We start from the raw sequence: 20,777 nt of genomic DNA, 5'->3' as shown, positions 1-20,777 counted from the left end.
ACGGCGCGCAGTCCGCCACGAAGCCGCGGTCGGCCACGCCCGCCCTGATGGTGGCCGACGCGGTGGCCAGCAGCGCCGCGGTGGGGCGCAGGGCCTCCAGCGCCGCCCGCTGCCGTCCGGCGTCCCAGTCGGTACGGAACCGGGCCAGCCGGGCGGCCAGTTCGGGCGCCTGGGGCTGCCAGGGTTCGGCGCCGAAGGTGGGCGCGAGGTGCTGGGTGTCGAAGAAGGACAGCAGCGCGGGCACGGTGGCCGCGTCCGGCTTGTCCCCGGCCAGGTATGCGGCGGCGGCCCGCCAGGTGCGGTCCGGGTCGTACCCGGTGTCGTTCCAGGCGAAGTCCGCCCCGCCGAACAGGGCAACCTTGCTGGCCGCGGCCTGGTTCATCGGGTTGAGGACCAGACCGGAGAGCTGCTGGTGCAGACCGGGCTCACGGGCGTCGTACGGGGCGAGCAGCAGCCGGCCCTCGGCCTGGCCGTAGTCGTTGACCGGGTAGTTGTCCCAGACGAACACCTTGCGCCCCCAGACGGTGGCGGCCCGCGCGGCGTCGGCCACGGTGATCCGCGGCGGCACCACCTCGGTGCCGGTCCACATGACCTCGACCCGCGGGTCCAGCCGCTCGCGCAGGGTCCGCTTGTACGCGGTGTCGGTGACGTCGCCGTACTCGGTCGGCACCGTCTGGAGCGGCGAGGTGCCCTCACGGGCGTCCAGGAACTCCTTCTGCACCCGGTTCAGCAGGTCGGCCTGCGCCTCGGCCGCGGTCCGCTGCGAGGGCTCGCCGTAGGCGGCTCGGTCGGCGGCGCAGTTCCACCGGGTGTAGCTGATGTCGTCCAGCGGCACCGAGAAGCTGCGCACCCCGAGGTCGTACATCGCGCCCAGCTTGGCCTGAAGCGCCGTGAAGTCGGCGGGATCGCTGTAGCACAGGGAGGTACCGGGAGAGAGCGCGAAGGTGAACCGCACATGGTGGTCGGCGGCCTGCCGGACGAGCTCGCCGAGCTGGGCGAGCTTGTCGGCCGGGTACGGCTCACGCCACTTCTCCCGGTGGTACGGGTCGTCCTTGGGCGCGTAGACATACGTGTTCATCTTGACGTCCCCGTAGAACGCCAGCTGGTCCATGCGCTCGGCGTGGGTCCACGGGCTTCCGTAGAACCCCTCGATCACCCCGCGCAGCGGCATCAGCGGATGATCCACGATCGACACCGAGGCGATCGCCCGGGCACCGGTGACCAGCTGACGCAACGTCTGCGCCGCGTAGTACGTCCCGTCGGCGTCCGCGCCCGCGAGCGCCACCGCGGTACCGCTCGCGGCCAGCGCGTACCCCTCCGCGGGCAGTTCCTCGGGCACCCGTCCCCCGGCGGCCCTCAGCGCCTCCACGACCCGGGCGTCGGCAAGCCGCCCCACGGTCACCGTGAGCCCCGGCCCGGAGCCGCCCCGCAGGCGCTTCGCCCCCGCCCGGCGCAGTACGGAGGCGACGAGCTCGCGCGTGGGCCGGTCCACTTCGTCGCCGTAGACCACTCGCACCTCGGCGGGCACCGTGACGTCCGGGCCCAGCCGGGCCATCGTCTGCGGACGCGGCACGACGGACGGCAACGGGTCGGCCCTGCCCGCCGGCGCGGCCCCGGCGGCGGTGGCGCCGGGGAGCAGCAGCAGCCCGAGGAAGGTGAGGAACGCGATCACGGCGGCCAGAGGGCGGGAGCTACGGCGCATGGACATCTCCTCCGTGGCGTGGCATGGCGTACGGCGGCGGTGCACGACGGTGACACGTGGAGCGGAGTGAGCGACGAGGCAGGCGCGGTGCCTGGTGCGCGGTCTTCCTGGAACACATACCCACGGCCCGGGACCGGCGAATCCCGACGATTCCCGGCGCGGCCGGAGCGCGAGAGCCCATTCCCTACGGGGAATTGTCGGTCTCCGCCGCGCGCCGCAGGATCTGGTCCGAAACGATCTGACCGGTGCTGGTGATCGCGGCGGCGCTCAGGACCGCAGGCGGAGCGGAATCGCGAAACCCAGCAGCCCGGCGGATGGCACCGCGTCTCGCTCCGGCTGTCGTTGTCCTGCCTCTGGTCGGCGTGGCACTGTTCGCCGGAGCCGTCGGCCGGATCCACCGCTTCGTACGGCTCGGGCAGGCCGTACCCACGGGCTCTTACCGAGGTTTCGGCCTGCTCGACGTGTATGTGGAGATCCTTGACGGACGGAGTTCCATGAAGACCATCAGCCTCAGCGAGCACGAGGTCCGGGAAGCCGTGTCGATGCGCGAGGCGATCGACGCCGTGCGCCGCGGCTTCGTCGGCCTGGCGGGCGGGGAGTTCGAGATGCCCACGCGCACCGCGCTGCGGGACGGCCAGTTCCTCGTGATGTCGGCCCACCACCGGCCGACCGAGTCCGCCATGGTCAAGACCCTGAGCCTGAACTTCAACCGTGTGCCCGCCATCACCGGCACCGTCGTGTGGAGCGCCTTGGACCGGCTCGACCACCTGATCGCCGACGCCGGGGCCGTCACCACCCTGCGCACGGGCGCGGCGGTCGGGGTCGCCACCGACCTCCTCGCCGCACCCGACGCCGACCGGCTCACCCTGATCGGCGCCGGTGGCCAGGCCGCCGATCAGGTCCGCGCCGTGCACACCGTCCGCCCGTTGCGCCGGCTCACCATCGTCGGCACGACGGCCGAACGCGCCGAGGCACTGGCCGGCGCACTGCAGGCCGAACTGGACGGCACCGAGATCCGCACCGCCACCGATCCGGCCTCCGCCGTCGGCGACGCCCATATCGTGTGCTGCGCCACCACCGCGACCACCCCGCTCTTCCCCGCGTCCGCCCTGCCCGCCCAGGTGCACATCAACGCCATCGGTTCCTTCCGGCCCACCATGCGCGAACTGCCGGACGAACTGCTGGCCGACAGCACCGTGATCATCGACGAACTCGACGCCATCCTCGAAGAGTCCGGTGAGATCATCCACGCCCTGCGGACCGGTGCCATCGCCCGGAACGACCTCACCGAACTGGGCACGGCCCTGACCTCCGCCCCTGCTCCTGCCTCTGCCTCCGCCAGTCGAGGCGAGCGCACGGTGTTCAAAAGCGTTGGCGTCGCCATGCAGGACTGGGCCATCGCAAGCCTTCTGGCCGACAAGTTCCTCGGCTGATCGCGCGCGCACGACATATCCGTATGGCCCCGGTCACGCACTGATGCGCATCAGTGAGGCCGCGGCCGAACGCGTATCATCAGCGTGTCTGCCGATGCCTGCGGCAGATGGCACCGGCAGGGCCACAACTGAGAAACGGGCTCTGCCCCGCCGACGGCTCGGACGCCGCGCAGTTCGCGATGCTCGCGGTGTCGGGTGCGCTGACCGTGCTGGCGTTCACGGACGCCCTGACGCCGACAACGCTGCTCGTCCTGACCTTCCTCCTGGGGTGCGGCACCGCGCTGATGGGCCCGGCCTGGCAGGCGATCCAGCCGGAGCTCGTGGAGCGCCGGCAGCTCGGTCAGGCGGCGGCGCTGGGCGCGGTGAACATGAATCTGGCCCGCGCGGTCGGTCCGGCACTGGGCGGGGCGGTCGTCGCGGCGGCGGGTGCGGGGTGGGTCTTCGCCTTCAACACGGCTTCCTACCTGGGCATCGCGGCCGTCCTCATGGTGTGGCGGCGCCCGGGCACGGCCGCCCCCGCGGCGGGGAACGAAGGGCTGTTGGCCGCGCTGCACGCCGGCCGGCGCTATGTGTGGAACGCGCCCGGTGTGCGCCGGGTCCTCTTGCGTACGCTCCTGTTCATCCCCGGGGGCGCCGCCCTGTGGGCACTGCTGCCCCTGACCGCGAACCGCTCCCTCGGCCTGGGCTCGGGCGGATACGGGCTGCTGCTCGCGGCGGTGGGCGTGGGGGCGGTGGCGGGGGCCTTCGCACTGCCGTGGATGCGTCGTGTGCTGGGCGCCAACGGCACACTCGCCGCCGGCGCCGTGGTGTTCGCCGGGGTGCTCGCGGTGCTGGCCACGGTGCGCGCCCCGTGGCTTGTGGCACTCGCTCTGCTGCCCGCGGGACTCGCCTGGATCGCGGCGCTGTCCACGCTCAACGCGGCCGTGCAGGCGCGGCTCCCCGGCTGGGTCCGGGCTCGTGGACTCGCCGTCTACCTCTTGGTCTTCCAGGGCGGTCAGGCGCTGGCGGCGCCTGTATGGGGTGCGGTCGCCGAGTGGCTCGGGCTCAGCGCCTGTCTGCTGATCGCCGGCGCCGTGATGCTGCTCGGCGCCGCGAGCGTGCGCCGGTGGCCGCTGCACGACGCCGAGTGGATCAACCGCTCGACGTCCGACCACTGGCCCACTCCTCCCCTGGTGTTCGAGCCGGGAGAGACCGACGGCCCGGTCCTGGTCAGCATCGTCTACCGGGTCCCGGCGGACAGCCACGCCGAGTTCACCGACCGTATGCGCCATGTCGCCCGGTCCAGGCGCCGTACGGGGGCCCTCACCTGGGGCCTCTACCAGGACGGCAACGACCTGGAACGCTTTGTCGAGACGTACCTGGTCTCCTCCTGGGCGGAACACCTCGCCCAGCACCACGTCCGTCTGACGGCCACCGACCGCCGCCGCGAGGAGCGGGCGCGTGAACTACTCACCCCGGGGACCCTGCCTGAGGTGACCCATGCCTTCGACACCGCGTCGGGGTCTTTGGTGTCGGATCGAGTGACGTCCGGGTAGCGCGCCGCGCCGGCAGGGTCAGGGCCGGGGAATGTTGCGGAGGTTGGCCCGGGCCAGGTGGACCATGCGGCCGACACCTCCGCTCAGCACCGTCCGGCTCGCGGACAGGGCGAAGCCGCTGATCTGCTCGGTGGTGATCTTCGGCGGGACGGCCAGCGCGGCGGGGTCGGTGACGACGTCGACCAGTACGGGTCCGTCATGGGCGAACGCCTCGCGCAGCGCGTCGCGTACGCCGGCGGGCTTCTCCACCCGGATGCCGAGCGCCCCGGCCGCCGTGGCGATGGCCGCGAAGTCGGTGTGCGGGTAGGACGTGCCGTACGGGGGCAGGCCGTCGACCATCATCTCCAGGTCGACCATGCCGAGGGAGGAGTTGTTGAAGACGACCACCTTGACCGGCAGGCCGTACTGGACGAGCGTGAGGAAGTCGCCCATGAGCATGGAGAAGCCGCCGTCGCCGGAGAGGGAGACGACCTGTCGGCCGCGGTCGAGGAACTGGGCGCCGATGGCCTGGGGCAGCGCGTTGGCCATCGAGCCGTGGACGAACGAGCCGAGGATGCGGCGGCGGCCGTTGGGCGTCAGATAGCGCGCCGCCCACACACAGCACATGCCGGTGTCCACGGTGAACACGGCGTCGTCGGCGGCCTCTTCGTCGAGCACCGAGGCCACGTACTCGGGGTGGATCGGGGTGTGCTTCTCGACGTTGCGGGTGTAGGCGTTCACGGCGCTCTTGAGCGCGTGCTCGTGCCGCTCCAGCATGCGGTCGAGGAAGTGGCGCGACGGCTTCTCCCGCACGGCGGGCGTGAGGCAGCGCAGGGTCTCGCGTACGTCTCCCCAGACGGCGAAGTCGAGTTGGGTACGCCGCCCCAGCCGCTCGGGCTGCACGTCGACCTGCACGGTCCGCACATGGCGGGGCAGGAAGTCGGTGTACGGGAAGTCCGTGCCCAGGAGCAGCAGCAGGTCGCACTCGTGCATGGCGTCGTACGCGGCTCCGTAGCCGAGCAGACCTGACATGCCGACGTCGTACGGGTTGTCGTACTGGATGTGCTCTTTGCCGCGCAGGGCGTGCCCGACCGGTGCCTTCACCTTCTCGGCGAAGGCCATGACCTCGGCGTGGGCGCCCGCGACTCCCCGGCCGCAGAACACCATGACGCGTTCGGCGGCGTCCACCAGGTCCGTGAGCCGGGCGATTTCCTGGTCGCTCGGGCGGATGGCGGGCAGGTCCAGGGGCATGGCGAGTTCGGGCGCGGCGTCCGGGGAGTCCTCGGCGGCGGTGTCGCCGGACAGGGCCACGACCGAGACACCGCGCCGGCCCACGGCGTGCTGGATCGCCGTCTGCACCACGCGCGGCATCTGGCGGGGTGAGGAGATCAGCTCGGAGTAGTGGCTGCACTCGGCGAACAGCCGGTCGGGGTGGGTCTCCTGGAAGTAGCCGGTGCCGATCTCGCCACTGGGTATGTGGGCGGCCAGCGCGAGGACGGGCGCCATCGAGCGGTGGGCGTCGTACAGGCCGTTGATCAGGTGGAGGTTGCCAGGTCCGCAGGAGCCCGCACAGGCCGCCAGTCGGCCGGTGAGCTGGGCCTCGGCGCCGGCCGCGAACGCCGCGACCTCCTCGTGGCGGACCTGGACCCATTCCACCGCGTCGTGCCGTCTGACCGCGTCGACGACCGGATTCAGGCTGTCCCCGACCACGCCGTAGAGGCGGCGCACACCCGCCCGCGCCATCAGGTCGACGTACTGTTCCGCGATGGTCTGCTTGGCCATGCCACTCCTCGGATTCCGGCATTGTGGCGGACACCGCGGCGTGGGAGCACAGCGGGTCCGCCTCGCGCCTCGATCACGTTAGTGAGCGGGGAAGACCGCGCTTGACCGTCCGTGCACGAGATCGGTTCCCGCAGCGCACCGGCCCTGGCCGCACTGGTGCGACTTCTTCGACGGGCAGGACGCTCGGTGCGCTGACGGACACCTGCGCGTGCGCTCCCGGACAAAGCGGCTCCGGGTTCGGCTCCTAGGGTCGACCGCGCATAGTCAGCACAGCATCGCAGGAGGCACCTCATGACCACCGGCTCCACACCCACGAGCAGTCAGCCGTGGCTGCACCAAAAAGGCTCGGTCATCCAGGAGTTCGGGACCGTCAAGCAGTTCCCCATCGCTCTGTCCTACGAGGCGCGCATGTATTCGTCCCAGCGCCTGAACAAGGTGCTGGCTGACACCCAGATCCTTTACGGCCTCTACAAGAAGCACCACTGGATCATGCGGGGCGCGACCTTCTACCAGCTGCACCTGCTCCTGGACAAGCACGCGGGGGAACAGCTGGAACTCGTCGACACCCTCGCCGAGCGCGTCCAGACCCTGGGCGGCGTCGCCGTGGGCGATTCCCGGCACGTCGCCGAGATCACGTCGATTCCGCGCCCGCCGGACGGTGTGGAGGAGGTCCCGGCCATGCTCTCGCGGCTGCTCGAGGCCCACGAGCTGATCCTGACGGAAGCCCATGACGCGGCCGCCCGCACCGCCGAGCTGGGCGACGACGGCACGAACGACCTGCTGGTCTCGCAGATCATCCGCACCGGTGAACTGCAGTCGTGGTTCCTGGCGGAACACCTGGTCGACACCCCGCTGGTCCGCGTCTGATCCGCGCCGCATGGCTCGCCGGGGATCGCCGTGACCGGCGGGCCGGATACTTCGACGTGGGGGCGCGCGCGGGGGCGGAGCGCACCCCGTGAGCGCCGCCCCGACCGTGCTGCTGGACGAGCCTGCCGCGAACCGCACCGGAGACCCGGTGCCCGAGCGGCTACGGGAGTGGGCGGCCGTGGACCGACCCGAACCGCGCCGCGCGGGACTGCTGCGCGGCGCTGCCCAGTCGGGCACGGTCGGCGCTGCCGGCCGCGCTGCCCCGAGCGCCTGCCCGCGACACCGCTGGTGATCGCGTTGCAGGAGCAGGACATCGACCTGCTGGACCGGGCGCCGGCGGCGGTCGTCCGCCTCGGTCATACCGCTGACGGCTCGCCGTGGGCCCGGTCGGCGCATGGGCTCAGTCGAAACGCAGGTCGGACAGTTGCCGTTCGAGTGCGGTGACATCGTCCTCGGGAGCCGCCTCGGCCGGACGAGCGGCCATCAAGCCGGCCAGCTCACCCCCCGCCCGCCGGATACGCACGGGCAGTCCCTCCGTGTACTCGTCGCCGCCGGAACCCCAGTCCTCGGACGCCGCGTACACCGCGGTGGGGACGACGGCGGCGCGCAGATAGGAGAACAGCGGGCGCAGAGCGTGCTCCAGGACCAGGGAGTGGCGGGCCGTCCCGCCCGTCGCCGCGATCAGGACCGGCTTGCCGGTGAGGGCGTCCGGATCGATCAGGTCGAAGAAGGACTTGAACAGTCCGCTGTAGGAAGCGGTGAAAACGGGCGTCACCACGATCAGGCCACCGGCGCCCGTCACCGAGTCGATCGCGGCGGCCAGAGGGGGCGGCGGAAACCCGGTCACGAGGTGGTTGGCGACGGCGACGGCCAGTTCGCGCAGCTCGATGGCTTCGGTCTCCACGTCGTGGCCCTGAGCGACGAGTTCGTCGCGGGCCGACTCGGTGAGACGGTCCGCGAGCAGACGGGTGGAGGACGGGGTGCTGAGCCCCGCCGACACGGCGACGAGCTTCATGCGGCGGTCTCCCCCTTGGCGGACACCGTGTCCTTGGCGGACTCAGCGGCGGCAACCCGCACCGGGTGCGTCGGCGCGTCCGGCACATCGGCGGGGCGGCCGTTCGCGAACTCCTTGCGCAGGACGGGCACGACCTCCTCGCCCAGTATGTCGAGCTGTTCCAGCACGGTCTTCAGCGGCAGGCCCGCGTGGTCCATCAGGAACAGCTGCCGCTGGTAGTCGCCGACGGTCTCACGGAAGGACAGCGTCCGCTCGATGACCTGCTGCGGGGAGCCCACCGTCAGCGGGGTCTGCTCGGTGAACTCCTCCAACGACGGCCCGTGGCCGTAGACGGGCGCGTTGTCGAAGTAGGGGCGGAACTCCCGCACGGCGTCCTGCGAGTTCTTCCGCATGAACACCTGCCCGCCGAGACCGACGATGGCGTCCTCGGGCCGGCCGTGGCCGTGGTGGGTGTACCGCCGCCGGTACAGCTGGACCATCCGCCTCGTGTGCTCGGCCGGCCAGAAGATGTTGTTGTGGAAGAAGCCGTCCCCGTAGAACGCGGCCTGCTCGGCGATCTCCGGCGAGCGGATCGAGCCGTGCCAGACGAACGGCGGTACGCCGTCCAGCGGACGGGGAGTGGAAGTGAAGCCCTGCAGCGGCGTACGGAACTTCCCCTCCCAGTCCACGACGTCTTCACGCCACAGCCGGCGCAGCAGCGCGTAGTTCTCCTTGGCGAGGTTGATGCCCTGCCGGATGTCCTGCCCGAACCAGGGATAGACGGGGCCGGTGTTTCCACGGCCCAGCATCAGGTCGACCCGGCCGTCCGCGACGTGCTGGAGCATCGCGTAGTCCTCGGCGATCTTCACCGGGTCGTTGGTGGTGATCAGCGTGGTGGCGGTGGACAGGACCAACTTCTCGGTACGGGCGGCTATGTAGCCGAGCATCGTCGTCGGGGACGACGGTACGAACGGGGGGTTGTGGTGCTCGCCGGTCGCGAAGACGTCCAGGCCCACCTCCTCCGCTTTGAGGGCGATGGCGACCATCGCCTTGATCCGTTCGTGCTCCGACGGAGTGCGGTTGTCGGTCGGGTCGGTCGTCAGGTCTCCGACCGAGAAAATGCCGAACTGCATGGGTCACTCATTCTTTCGTTAATGGTGTGAGGTGAGAACATCCCCCAGTGCGGACACCTCTGCCAGGAGGAGCATCCCGACGCCGCCGACGGTCTACCGCGGCTCCACCCGGTGGTGCTCGGTCATTCGCTCCATGATGTGCCGGATACGGGGGTGACCGTTGTCCGAATTCGACCCATTCGTGCCCACTCGGCAATCCTCCGTATCGGCAACAGCAGGCATCAGCGATGCGGCACCAAGCTATGCGGGTGTCCCCGTCGCGGGTTTGCCGACGGCGCACGGACTCTTGTCCGTCGGTGTACCGGACGGCTGTACAGCCCGTCAGGCGGCTCGGGGCCAGTCGTCCACGGTCCGGTGGTCGCGCGCCACCTCTTCCAGCGCACGTATCCCGAGGTCGACAAGCGGGTGCCGCCGACTGCCCCGGCGCACGCAGGTGAGAATCCGCCGCGTCGGCATGTTCTCGCTCGACACCGGCACCCGCACCACCGCCTGGCCCGCCGCGCCCTCGGCCAGCCGCGGGACCAGCGAGACGCCCAGCCCGTTCCCGACCAGGGACCAGATCGCCGCCCACTGGGTGGCGGCGTGCACGATCCGCGGCGAGAACCCGGCCGCCGCGCACAGCATCCGCACCCGCTGGGCGTGGTCGCAGGTGCCCGGGTCGGAGACGATCCAGTCCTCGGCCGCCGCGTCCTCCAATCGCACCGATGCCACCTGCGCAAACGCGTGGTCGGCGGGCACCAGCATGATGTACTGCTCCTCCAGCAGGAGGCTCTGCTCGAACCGCGCGTCATCCAGCGGCGGCCCGCCCTCGGTGGGCTCCACGACCGCGAGATCCGCCTTGCCCGCCACCAGCAGGTCCGTGCTCGCCATGGTGTCGCACTCGCGCACCTGCACCAGGAGGTCGGGATGGCTGTGCCGCAGCCGCCCGGCCGCGGGGGCGATCAGACCGCTGATCGCGGTGTTGAAACCCGCGATGCGCAGTGGTCCGGCCACGCCCGCCCGATAGGACTCCAACTCCGACTGCGCCTCCTCCCACCGGGCCAGCAGCGCGTCGGCGTGGTCGACGAGCAGGTGCCCGGCCGGGGTCAGCCGGACGCGGCGGCCCTGCGGCTCCAGGAGCGGGACCTTGAGCTGCCGCGCGAGCTCGCGCATGTGGTGGGAGACCGCCGACGGGGTGAGGTGCAGGGCCTCTGCGGCCGCGGTGACCGTGCCCTGCTGGTGCACCACGCGGAGCATGTGAAGCCGACGTAGGTCAATCATGAAATTATTTTGCACATACGACCAGTAAAACTTGCAATAGACCGCAACGGTTGTCCGGGGTCATCCTGCTGCCATGAACACCAACACGAACACCATCGTTTCCCGGCACACCACCAGCAAGGGTGTCGTGGTCTGGAGCCGCTGCGCCTGCGGACGGCTTCAGATGGCCCTGATTCCATACGGCACCGACGGCAGCGGACTCGCCGCGGGCGGACACGACATCCAGTGCCCCCACCGCGGCCGTTAGCGCTGCCCGGCGTCGGGCTCTCCCTCCACCGGGCTCGGGTCGGTCAGTTGCCGGGTGACCTCCGGAACTTTCCGGCCGTGTCGTCCCAGTCGCTGCCCATGGCGCCGGACGCCTCGGGGATGATGTGGCCGGCGAAACGCAACAGCCGCGGTGCCGGGCCGGGCTCCACGGCCGCCGTCCCCGTGGTGACCGCCACCGCTGCCGCACCGTCGCCGAACAGGCTGTTGACGACGGACGTGCGCATGGTGGCGTCGAGTACTACGCTGCCGAGCGCACCTCCGCACACACCATCAGGGCGACGCGTCCCGGATTGGCCCGGGATGCGGAGTCCCGAACTCGACACGCGGCACAGGTAGCCGAGATCGTCGAGGGTGCGTCCCGACGCCTCCAGGCAGGCGCACACAGCGGCGGCACCCAGCTCCACTCCCAGGCGGCCGTGTTTACGCAAGAGATCGCCCTGGGTCCCTGGGGCGCGGCTCGTGGGAGTCGCCCCCGACAACCTCGACCCGGCCCGCAATGCCCTGTTTTCTCAGCACCTCGTGTGCGTCGGACACGACATGCGGAAGGTCGAAGACAATCCCACGACGGTCCGCGTGGCGGCCGAGCAGGACGACAGCGGCGGGCGCGGCGACTTTGGCGGCCGGGACGCTGACGGCCACCGCCGTGAACACCGGGACGGCGACGGCCGCAGCGCGGCGTACCGGACCGCTGCGCGTGGACATCGCACGAGGATCGAGGTCGAGCACCGTTGGGCGGCGTGGGAGGCGGATGTGATCGTGGTGCCCGGTGGCGGGTACACCCGCCGTGACGGCCCCGGCATCTGGGCGGAGATCGACAGCGGAGTCCTGCCGCGGGCGCTCGCCGCGGCGCCCCGCCGGGGGCTGACGATCAGTTCACTCTGTACGGGGGCGCTGCTGCTGTCCGCCGCCGGGCTGACCAAGGGCCGTCCCTGCACCACCCATCACGGCGCGAAGGCAGAGCTCGAAGCGCAGGGTGGCGTCGTGAAGGACGCCCGTGTGGTCGACGACACGGATCTGGTCACCGCCGGGGGCATCACCTCAGGGCTCGAGCTCGGCCTGTGGCTGGTCAACCGCGAACTCGGGGCGGTTGCCGCGACAGGCGTGGAGGGCATGCTGGAGTACGAGGCACGCGGAACGGTCTGGACAGCGTCCTCGTCGTCATAGCCCGACCTTGGTCCTGACCTGGATGTGCACTGTTCGTTCTTCAACGAAAGTGAGTGTCATGAGCTCAGGAATACGGCGGCGCAGCATTCTGTCCGCGGCCGCTCTCGGAGGAGCAGCCAGCTCGCTCGGTCTCTCCGCGCCGGCGTTGGCACAGCCGGTCGTCGGCACCGAACCCTCAGCGGCCGCACTGCCCGCCGAGGACGGGTACGAGCTGTGGCTGCGCTACAGACGGGTGGAGGATTCCGGTCAACTCAAGCGGTACCGGGCCGCCTTACGGTCCCTGGTCTGGCAAGGGGGCGGCCCGCTCCAACAGTCGGCGGTGGACGAGTTGGCCCGCGGGCTCACCGGACTGCTCGGCACACGCGTGAGGCCACGCTCCAACGCTGCCTCGGGCGCGGCACTTGTGGTGGGCACCCCGACGAGTTCCGCCCTGATCCGGGAGCTCGTCCCCGCGGCCGACCTGGCCGAGCTGGGCGACGAGGGGTATGTCGTCCGCCGGGTCACCCGGCGCGGCAGGGACTTCACCGTGGTGGCGGCCCACGCCGACCGCGGTGTGCTCTACGGCGCGTTCCACCTGCTGCGCCTCGTACAGACCCGACAGCCGCTTGAACACGTCGACCTCACGGAGCGCCCGGCCGCCCCGCTGCGCGTGGCCAACCACTGGGACAACAAGGACGGTTCGATCGAGCGCGGCTATGCCGGCCGGTCCTTCTTCGACTGGGAGAAGCTGCCGCAACTCGACAACCGGTATACGGACTACGCGCGTGTCATGGCCTCGCTCGGCATCAACGGCGCCGTGATCAATAATGTCAACACGCCCGCGGACTACCTCGCCGAGCCGTTCCTGACCAAGCTGGCCGCGCTGGCCGGCGTACTGCGCCGCTACGGCGTGGCGCTGTACGTCACCGCGAACTTCGCCGCCCCCATCGACCTGGGCGGGCTGGACACCGCCGACCCCCTCGACCCGGGGGTGCGCGGTTGGTGGACGAAGAAGGCCGAGGAGATCTACGGCAGGATCGAGGACTTCGGCGGCTTCCTGGTGAAGGCCAACTCCGAGGGCCGCCCCGGGCCGTTGGACTACGGTCGCACCCACGCCGACGGCGCCAACCTGCTGGCGGACGCGCTGAGACCGTACGGCGGGATCGTGATGTGGCGTGCGTTTGTGCACGACAGCGACGAGAAGTGGGACCGGCAGGCCTACCTCGACTTCACCCCGCTGGACGGGAAGTTCGCGGACAACATCGTCGTACAGATCAAGAACGGGCCGATCGACTTCCAGGTCCGCGAGCCCGCCCACCCTCTCTTCGGCTCGCTGCCGCGTACCAACTCGGTGATCGAACTCCAGGTGACACAGGAGTACACCGGGCACGCCACCCATCTGTGCTATCTGGTTCCGCAGTGGAAGGAAGTCCTGGACTTCGACACGCTCAAGGCCGGCGAGGGCAGCACCGTGGCCCGTGTCGTGACCGGCCGGGTGCACTCCTACTCGCACTTCGGCTTCGCCGGCGTGATGAACTTCGGCGACGCCAGGAACTGGACCGGCTCACACCTGGCCGCCGCCAACACCCACGGCTACGGACGGCTCTCCTGGAACCCGGACCTGTCCGCGGAGGACCTGGCCGCCGAGTGGACCCGGATGACCTTTGGCAACGATCCCCACATCGTCGAGACGGTCTCGACCCTGCTCCGGGACTCCTGGCGCACCTACGAGGACTACACCTCGCCGCTGGGCACCGGATACCTCACGCACCCGCCGGACGGCTCGGTGACCGGGCACCTCGACCCCAGCCCGACGACGACCACCCAGTTCCACAAGTCCAACCGCGAAGGCATCGGCTACGACCGCACCGCCGCCACCGGCGACGGCTACACCAAGCTGTACGCGCCGGCGATACGGGACGCCTACGAGTCGCTGGAGAACTGCCCCGAGGAACTGCTCCTCTTCCTGCACCATGTCCCGTACACCCACCGGCTGGACAACGGCGAGACGGTGATCCAGCACATCTACGACACGCACTTCTCCGGCGCGGGGCGGGTGGCGGACATGCGCACCGACTGGGATGGGCTGCGGCGCCGCGTCGACCACCGGCGGTTCACCGAGGTGCGGCGCCAGTTCGGGGAGCAGATCACCGGGGCCGCCCAGTGGCGGGACACCCTGGTCGCCTACTGGTTCGACCTGAGCCGGATCCTCGACGAGCGCCGCGGCTGGCTCCAGGCGATCGTCGCCCCGGCCGATACGGCGCTGCTGGGCGGGGAGCGCAACGAACTGCCGGTGCAGGTGGTCAACGCGACGAGCTCTGGGCTGCGCACGGTGACCACCCTGGACGTACCCGAGGGCTGGCGGTCCGAGGAGGCGAGCTGCTACGTGGCCTCGCGGGAGGGCGAGACGGTGAAGATGGCCGTCGTGCCGCCGCCGACCCCCGCGCTCGCCACCCTGCACGCGCGCCCGAAATCGGGCGCGGTGCAGGTCCTCGACTCCTCGCTGCGCAGCCTGGCCAAGGCCGTCGTCGTCCCGCCCGCCACGCGATGCGTACACGCGCTGGACGCCGGGCCCGACTCGGCGCCGGTGCTGAAGGACTACACCCGTCTCTCGCCGGCCAGCCGCTGGCACGAGGGCGCCGCGTTCGGCTGGGTCGACAGCACACCCGCCGCCACGGACACCGGACTGTTCGATGTCGTCCGCCGGGACTACGTACGCGGCGGCGCCCCGACCGTGCTGCGGCTGAAGCTGCCCGCCGGACGCTGCACCGCGCATCTGCTCACCGGCGACCCCAACACCTTCAACAGGCCGCTGATCGTCCGTGTGGACGGGACGGAGAAGGCCCGGAGCGAGCAACTCGCCGGCCGGGAGTTCACCTGGCTCCGGATCCCGCTGGACGGCGGCTCGTCCGGAAGCGAGGTGGATCTGGAGCTGTCCACGGAGGAGGGACACACCTGGCATCTCAGCGCCTGTGTGGTGCTGGCCGACGACCAGGAGCGGGCCTAGCCTCGATCGCTGATCCCGGCGCCTGGGCCTGGTAAGCGCGCAGGTCGCCGGGGCGCGGTGGCGGGTGCCGAGGTGCCGCCCTACGGTGGACGGGGGAAGCGCCGTTTCGCAGGCACTGCGGAAGGGATGTGGCCCATGGGTGCACGCTCCGGCGAGCCGGTTCCCCAACCGGTGCTGTCCCCGCTGACGGCTGCGGCGATCTTCCTGGTCGCGACCATCGACCAGGGCGGCGAACCGGCCACCCGGGAACTGTTGTCGGATCTCAATGGCCTGCAGCGGTCCGTCGGATTCCACGCCACGCCGGACGGGCTGCTGAGCGTTGTCGCAGGGATCGGCTCGCAGGCGTGGGACCGCCTGTTCGCCGGGCCACGCCCGGCGGAGCTGCATGCCTTCCGCGAGCTCTCCGGACCGCGGTACCGAGCGGTGTCGACGCCCGGTGACCTGCTGTTCCACATCAGGGCCACCCGCCCGGACCTCTGCTTCGCGCTGGCCGCCGAAATCATGGAGCGGCTTCGCGATGTCGTGACGGTGCGCGACGAGGTCCATGGTTTCAAATACTTCGACGTGCGTGACCTGCTCGGCTTCGTCGACGGCACGGAGAACCCGACGGGCGCGGCGGCGAGCGCCGCCGTGCTGATCGGCGACGAGGACCCGCAGTTCGCCTCGGGCAGCTATGTGATCGTGCAGAAGTACGTACACGACCTGCAGGCGTGGAAGGCCCTTCCCGTCGAGGCGCAGGAGATGGTGATCGGGCGCCGGAAGCTGTCGGACATCGAACTGGACGACGCCGTCAAACCGGCCGACTCACACGTGGCCCTCACCACGATCGAAGACCCCGACGGGACCAAGCACGAGATCCTGCGCGACAACATGCCTTTCGGGACGGTCGGACAGGGCGAGTTCGGCACGTACTTCATCGGATACGCCCGCACTCCGACCGTCACCGAGCGGATGCTGAAGCGCATGTTCCTGGGCGCTCCGCCGGCGTCCCACGACCGGATCCTGGACTACTCCACACCGGTCACCGGGTCGCTGTTCTACGTGCCAAGCAGCGACTTCCTGGACGACCTTCCCGAACCGCCGGGCCGGAGCGGGACGGCTGACGCCGATACGGCGCCGCCTGTGGCCAGATTTCCGGCCGTGAACGGCTCCCTGGGAGTCGGCGGTCTGCGGAAGCAACAGAAGGCGAGCACCGCCGATGGACAATCTGCACCGTGAACTGGCGCCCATCTCGGCCGTCGCGTGGGCCGATATGGAGCAGGAGGCGCGACACACCTTCAAACGCCACGTGGCCGGCCGCCGGATCGTCGACGTTCCCGATCCGGGCGGCACCGAACTGTCCGGGGTGGGCACCGGCCGCCTCGAGGCCGCCGAGGCTCCGGCAGAAGGGATCACGGCCCATACCCGCGCCTTCCGGCCCCTGGTGGAGCTGCGGGTGCCGTTCACCGTGGATCGGCAGCAGGTGGACGATGTGGAACGCGGAGCCAAGGACACGGACTGGCAGCCGGTGCAGGACGCGGCGCGGGACATCGCGCTCGCCGAGGACCGGGCCGTGTTCGAGGGCTACGCCGCCGCCGGAATCGCGGGCCTGCGCTCAAGCTCGTCGAACCGGGCGCTCACCCTGCCCACCGAGGTACGCGAGTACCCGACCGTCGTCAGCGAGGCCGTGAGCGCGCTGCGGCTGGCGGGTGTCGGGGGTCCGTACACCATGGCGCTGAGCGTCGAGGCGTACACCGCCGTCAGCGGTACGTCCGACCACGGCTATCCGGTCGTCAAGCACATCGCCCGCCTCCTGGGAGGCGACATCGTCTGGGCGCCCGCGATCGACGGGGCCTTCCTGCTGTCCACCCGGGGCGGCGACTTCGAACTGCGCATCGGCCAGGATGTGTCCATCGGCTATCTGTCGCACGACGAGCGCAGCATCCGGCTGTACTTCCAGGAGTCGCTGACCTTCCTCGTGTACACGAGCGAAGCCGTGGTGCCCGTGGGTCGCCCGGCACCCGGGTAGCTCCTACGACAGCATCAGCCGGCCGAGAAGCCGTCCGGTCGAGTCACCAGGCGCACCAGGTCCGCCCAGGTGGCCTGGAGGTCGTCGGCGGGGATTCCGCGATCGCGGACCAGATGGTCCGCCGTCTCGAAGGCCGTGAAGGCGAGCAGGGCATGGGCGAGCACGTCGGAGTCGGTGTCGACGCCCGCTTCCCACAGGAGGTCCGAGACATGGCGGTGAAACGCGCGGCCCGTCTCGGAGGCGTTGCGGTTCCGGGGCCGGAGTTGTCGCGCCAAGGCGGCGCCCAGGTCCGTGGCATCGGCGATGCGGTCGATCAGGGTCCAGCCGAACGCCGTCAGCCGGTCCGCCGCCGGCGCACCGGGGCCAAGTGGCGGGGGACCCGAGGTGCACACCTCGCGGAAGTCGGCCTCGACCTCGTCGAGGAGGACGCGCAGAAGGCCCTCCCGATCACCGAAACGGCGGAAGAGGGTGCCCTTCCCCACCCCGGCCTCCTTCGCGACCGCCTCCATCGTCACATGCTCGGCGCCGTGCTCGCTGACCAGGCGACGGGCGGCCGCCAGCAGCCGGGCGCGGTTGCGGGCGGCGTCGGAACGCTCGGCGCCGCCGGCGGTGCCATCCGGTGTCTCCATCAGCGCCGAGGCTAACGGCGCGGGACGGTGCCGGGATGCGACCCCGGCCCCAGTCCGTGTCGGCAGATGGGACTAGGACTCCGGCAGGACTCCCCTCCCCAGCGACTAGCGATCTTGGGTCTGGAGAATTAGGTTCTCTACTGCGAGAATCCAATCACCATCCGACTGCCGTTCCAGAGCGAGGGAGGCGGGCCAGTGGCGCCCACCGACGAGCCGTCCGACGACATTCACGCGATCGACTTCTTCCGTGACGACGGGGCGGTGGCGGACCCGTACCCCTACTTCGACTCCCTGCGCACACGCTGTCCCGTGCTCCGCGAACCCCATCACGACGTCGTGATGGTGACGGGATACGACGAGGTGGTGGAGGTGGCCCAGGACTCCAAGTCCTTCTCGTCCTGCGTCTCGGTCACCGGCCCCTTCCCCGGCTTCCCGGTCCCGCTCGAAGGGGAAGACGTCAGCGACCTGATCGAGCGGCACCGCGACGAGCTGCCGATGAGCGACCAGCTGCCGACCCTCGACCCGCCGGTGCACACCGCGCACCGCGCACTGCTGATGCGGCTGATCACGCCCAAGCGCCTGAAGCAGAACGAGGCGGCCATCGGGGAGATCGCCGACCGGATGCTGGACACCTTCCTGGCACGGGGCGAGGGCGAGTTCATCAGCGAGTTCGCCGGCCCCTTCACGCTGCTGGTCATCGCCGATCTGCTGGGTGTGCCCGAGGAGGACCGGGAGGAATTCCTCGACCGGCTCCAGCGCCGGCCGCAGGCCGGGGGCGGCATCGGCAGCACCGGCGAGGGCGCGATGGCGCACTCGCCGTTGGAGTTTCTGTACGGGCGCTTCGCGGACTACATCGAGGACCGGCGGCGGCAGCCACGCGACGATGTGCTGACCGGCCTGGCCACCGCCAGGTTCCCGGACGGCTCCCTGCCCGATGTCGCCGATGCGGTGCGGGTGGCCGCCAATGTGTTCTCGGCCGGGCAGGAGACGACCGTACGGCTGCTCAGCTCCGCGCTCATGCTGATCGCCGAACACCCGGACATCCAGGAGCGGTTGCGTACGGAACGCGGCCTCATCCCCAACTTTGTCGAGGAGGTGCTACGGGCGGAGAGCCCGGTCAAGGGCGACTTCCGGCTCGCCCGGATCCCCACCACGGTGGGCGGCGTCGACATTCCGGCGGGCACCACCCTCATGCTGCTCAACGGCGCGGCCAACCGCGATCCGCGGAAGTTCGAGGACCCGGCCACCTTCGACCCGGCCCGTCCCAACGCCCGTCACCACCTCGCCTTCGGCCGCGGCATCCACACCTGCCCCGGTGCGCCGCTGGCCCGGGCCGAGGCGCGGGTGGGCATCGAGCGGCTGCTGGACCGCACGAGCGACATCAGGATCTCCGAGCGTGTGCACGGCCCCGCGGACGCACGCCGCTACCGGTATCTGCCGACGTACATCCTGCGGGGCCTGACCCACCTCAATCTGGAGTTCACGCCCGCCGGGGAGGCCACACGATGAAGGTCGTCATCGACGAGGACCGCTGCCGCGGCCACGCGGTCTGCTGCACGCTCTGCCCCGAGGTCTTCGACCTCAGCGACGACGGCTACGCGGTCGTCGAACCGGCCGACGTTCCGGCGCAGTTCGAGCAGGCCGTACGCACCGCGGCGACGTCCTGCCCCGAACGTGCCATCACCGTGCTGATCTGACCCGTGGCCGGTGCCGGCCGGCTCACTTCTCCGCGGCCGCCAGAGCAGCCTGCGCCTTCGTACGGTAGACGGCCAGCTTCTCCGCCGGGGCGACGATCTGGTGGCTGCGGGGCTTGATGGACACATCGTGGCCCTCGGCGGCCTTCCGCAGGGCGCCCACGGTGGCCCGCTCGCGCGGGATGTGTGCGAACGGGTCGAAGGAGTACCAGCGCATCGCGTTCTCGTACGTCATCTTGTTGATCTCCGCGTCCGGTACGGAGTTCGCGGTGAGCACGTCGTGCAGTTCCTCCGGGGCGTTCGGCCACATGGAGTCGCTGTGCGGGTAGTCGGCCTCCCAGCAGATGTTGTCGATGCCGATCTCATGGCGCAGCTTCACCCCGATCGGATCGGAGATGAAGCAGGTCAGGAAGTGCTCACGGAAGATCTCGGACGGCAGCTTGCCGCCGAAGTCCTGGAGGGTCCAGGTGGCGTGCATCTCGTAGGTGCGGTCGATCCGCTCCAGGAAGTACGGGATCCAGCCGGTGCCGCCCTCCGACAGCGCGATCTTGACGTCGGGGTACTCCTTGAGGACGCGGGACCACATCAGGTCGGCCGCCGCCTGAACGAGGTTGACCGGCTGGAGCGTGATCATCACATCCGGCGGGGCGTCGGCGGAGGTGATGGCGAGGCGGCCGGAGGAGCCGATGTGCAGGTTCATCACCGTGCCGCAGTCCGTCAGCGCCCGCCATACCGGGTCCCAGTAGTCGGTGTGGAAGCTGGGGTAGCCGAGCGGGACCGGGTTCTCGGGGAAGGTGAGCGAGTGGCAGCCCTTCTCGGCGACCCGCCGGATCTCCTGGGCGCACAGTTCGGCGTCCCAGATCGCGGGGAGAGCCATCGGGATGAAGCGGCCGGGATGGGCCGCGCACCACTCGTCGATGTGCCAGTCGTTGTAGGCCCGTACCAGGGCGAGGGAGAAGTCGGAGTCCTCCGTGGCGAACATCCGGGCCGAGAAGCCGGGGAAGGAGGGGAAGTTCATCTGGGCGAGGACACCGCCGGCGTTCATATCGGCGACCCGCTCGTCGACGTCGTAGCAGCCGGGCCGGATCTCGTCCAGGCCCTGCGGCTCCATGCCGTACTCCTCCTTGGGACGCCCGGCGACCGCGTTGAGGGCGGAGTTGCCGACGGTGTTGTCCCGGAACTGCCAGACATCACTGCCGTCCTCGCGGTGGACCAGGCGCGGGGCGTCCTTCTTGTACCGCTCCGGCAGGTGGTTGGCGAAGATGTCGGGCGGCTCGATGATGTGGTCGTCGACGCTGATCAGGATCATGTCGTCGCGGTTCATACGGGCTCCTTGGGGCTTGG

At 70.4% G+C, this 20,777-nt stretch carries 19 protein-coding genes; 11 read left to right on the top strand and 8 right to left on the bottom strand.

The window, feature by feature from the left end; translation table 11 throughout:
* On the bottom strand, positions 1–1,702 hold a 1,702-nt coding region (locus ACWDSL_RS14540), incomplete at its 3' end, for a beta-N-acetylglucosaminidase domain-containing protein (RefSeq protein WP_450485214.1).
* A gap of 362 nt (positions 1,703–2,064) precedes the next feature.
* Between ACWDSL_RS14540 and ACWDSL_RS14535 the strand changes: the two genes are divergently transcribed.
* Positions 2,065–3,135, top strand: coding sequence for an ornithine cyclodeaminase family protein (locus ACWDSL_RS14535; protein ID WP_450485212.1), 1,071 nt, complete (start codon positions 2,065–2,067; stop codon positions 3,133–3,135).
* 107 nt (positions 3,136–3,242) lie between these two features.
* Entirely contained in the window at positions 3,243–4,670 is a 1,428-nt protein-coding gene (locus ACWDSL_RS14530; RefSeq protein WP_450485210.1) for an MFS transporter, read from the top strand.
* 18 nt (positions 4,671–4,688) lie between these two features.
* On the opposite strand, the gene ACWDSL_RS14525 is transcribed toward ACWDSL_RS14530, so the two are convergent.
* Positions 4,689–6,431: a pyruvate dehydrogenase gene (locus tag ACWDSL_RS14525; protein WP_450485208.1), complete on the bottom strand. Its 1,743-nt coding sequence runs from the start codon at positions 6,429–6,431 to the stop codon at positions 4,689–4,691.
* Between the two features lie 291 nt (positions 6,432–6,722).
* Here ACWDSL_RS14525 and ACWDSL_RS14520 point away from each other — a divergent pair, with 291 nt between their 5' ends.
* Positions 6,723–7,298: a Dps family protein gene (locus tag ACWDSL_RS14520; protein WP_089505747.1), complete on the top strand. Its 576-nt coding sequence runs from the start codon at positions 6,723–6,725 to the stop codon at positions 7,296–7,298.
* Between the two features lie 88 nt (positions 7,299–7,386).
* Positions 7,387–7,590: a hypothetical protein gene (locus ACWDSL_RS14515; RefSeq protein ID WP_450485206.1), complete on the top strand. Its 204-nt coding sequence runs from the start codon at positions 7,387–7,389 to the stop codon at positions 7,588–7,590.
* Between the two features lie 108 nt (positions 7,591–7,698).
* Here the strand turns inward: ACWDSL_RS14515 and ACWDSL_RS14510 are convergent, their stop codons facing one another.
* From ACWDSL_RS14510 to ACWDSL_RS14500, 3 genes are all read right to left on the bottom strand, one after another.
* Positions 7,699–8,313 carry an FMN reductase gene (locus ACWDSL_RS14510; protein ID WP_450485204.1) on the bottom strand — a complete coding sequence of 205 codons (615 nt, stop codon included), beginning with the start codon at positions 8,311–8,313 and terminating at the stop codon, positions 7,699–7,701.
* Entirely contained in the window at positions 8,310–9,425 is a 1,116-nt protein-coding gene (locus tag ACWDSL_RS14505; RefSeq protein WP_450485203.1) for an LLM class flavin-dependent oxidoreductase, read from the bottom strand. Before ACWDSL_RS14505 ends, ACWDSL_RS14510 begins: the two co-directional genes overlap by 4 nt.
* Positions 9,426–9,746: 321 nt before the next feature.
* Positions 9,747–10,685: a LysR family transcriptional regulator gene (locus ACWDSL_RS14500; RefSeq protein WP_450485201.1), complete on the bottom strand. Its 939-nt coding sequence runs from the start codon at positions 10,683–10,685 to the stop codon at positions 9,747–9,749.
* A 73-nt stretch (positions 10,686–10,758) separates the two neighbouring features.
* On the opposite strand from ACWDSL_RS14500, the gene ACWDSL_RS14495 reads away from it, so the two are divergent.
* Entirely contained in the window at positions 10,759–10,932 is a 174-nt protein-coding gene (locus ACWDSL_RS14495; protein ID WP_450485199.1) for a hypothetical protein, read from the top strand.
* Between the two features lie 43 nt (positions 10,933–10,975).
* On the opposite strand, the gene ACWDSL_RS14490 is transcribed toward ACWDSL_RS14495, so the two are convergent.
* Positions 10,976–11,176 (bottom strand): hypothetical protein, encoded by a 201-nt coding sequence (locus tag ACWDSL_RS14490; RefSeq protein ID WP_450485197.1) that lies wholly within the window; start codon positions 11,174–11,176, stop codon positions 10,976–10,978.
* Between the two features lie 313 nt (positions 11,177–11,489).
* Between ACWDSL_RS14490 and ACWDSL_RS14485 the strand changes: the two genes are divergently transcribed.
* From ACWDSL_RS14485 to ACWDSL_RS14470, 4 genes are all read left to right on the top strand, one after another.
* Complete coding sequence (locus ACWDSL_RS14485) at positions 11,490–12,116, top strand: DJ-1/PfpI family protein (protein ID WP_450485195.1); 627 nt, start codon at positions 11,490–11,492, stop codon at positions 12,114–12,116.
* A gap of 58 nt (positions 12,117–12,174) precedes the next feature.
* Positions 12,175–15,102 carry an alpha-glucuronidase family glycosyl hydrolase gene (locus ACWDSL_RS14480; protein WP_450485193.1) on the top strand — a complete coding sequence of 976 codons (2,928 nt, stop codon included), beginning with the start codon at positions 12,175–12,177 and terminating at the stop codon, positions 15,100–15,102.
* 135 nt (positions 15,103–15,237) lie between these two features.
* Positions 15,238–16,320 carry a Dyp-type peroxidase gene (locus tag ACWDSL_RS14475; RefSeq protein ID WP_450485191.1) on the top strand — a complete coding sequence of 361 codons (1,083 nt, stop codon included), beginning with the start codon at positions 15,238–15,240 and terminating at the stop codon, positions 16,318–16,320.
* Positions 16,301–17,110, top strand: coding sequence for a family 1 encapsulin nanocompartment shell protein (locus ACWDSL_RS14470; protein WP_450485189.1), 810 nt, complete (start codon positions 16,301–16,303; stop codon positions 17,108–17,110). Before ACWDSL_RS14475 ends, ACWDSL_RS14470 begins: the two co-directional genes overlap by 20 nt.
* Before the next feature lie 14 nt (positions 17,111–17,124).
* On the opposite strand, the gene ACWDSL_RS14465 is transcribed toward ACWDSL_RS14470, so the two are convergent.
* Positions 17,125–17,739 carry a TetR/AcrR family transcriptional regulator gene (locus ACWDSL_RS14465; protein WP_450485187.1) on the bottom strand — a complete coding sequence of 205 codons (615 nt, stop codon included), beginning with the start codon at positions 17,737–17,739 and terminating at the stop codon, positions 17,125–17,127.
* A 195-nt stretch (positions 17,740–17,934) separates the two neighbouring features.
* Here ACWDSL_RS14465 and ACWDSL_RS14460 point away from each other — a divergent pair, with 195 nt between their 5' ends.
* Together ACWDSL_RS14460 and ACWDSL_RS14455 are read left to right on the top strand one after the other, a co-directional pair.
* Positions 17,935–19,248, top strand: a complete 1,314-nt coding sequence (locus tag ACWDSL_RS14460; protein ID WP_450485185.1) for a cytochrome P450 — start codon at positions 17,935–17,937, stop codon at positions 19,246–19,248.
* Positions 19,245–19,436 (top strand): ferredoxin, encoded by a 192-nt coding sequence (locus ACWDSL_RS14455; RefSeq protein WP_450485183.1) that lies wholly within the window; start codon positions 19,245–19,247, stop codon positions 19,434–19,436. The genes ACWDSL_RS14460 and ACWDSL_RS14455 overlap by 4 nt, the downstream gene beginning before the upstream one ends.
* A gap of 22 nt (positions 19,437–19,458) precedes the next feature.
* Here the strand turns inward: ACWDSL_RS14455 and ACWDSL_RS14450 are convergent, their stop codons facing one another.
* On the bottom strand, positions 19,459–20,757 hold the full coding sequence (locus ACWDSL_RS14450) for an amidohydrolase family protein (protein ID WP_450485181.1): 1,299 nt from the start codon (positions 20,755–20,757) through the stop codon (positions 19,459–19,461).
* Between the last annotated feature and the right edge of the window lie 20 nt (positions 20,758–20,777).

This window comes from Streptomyces sp. NPDC000941, assembly GCF_053599555.1.
The sequence above is the reverse complement of the archived record's forward strand: the minus strand, read 5'-3'. Positions and strand labels throughout refer to the sequence as shown.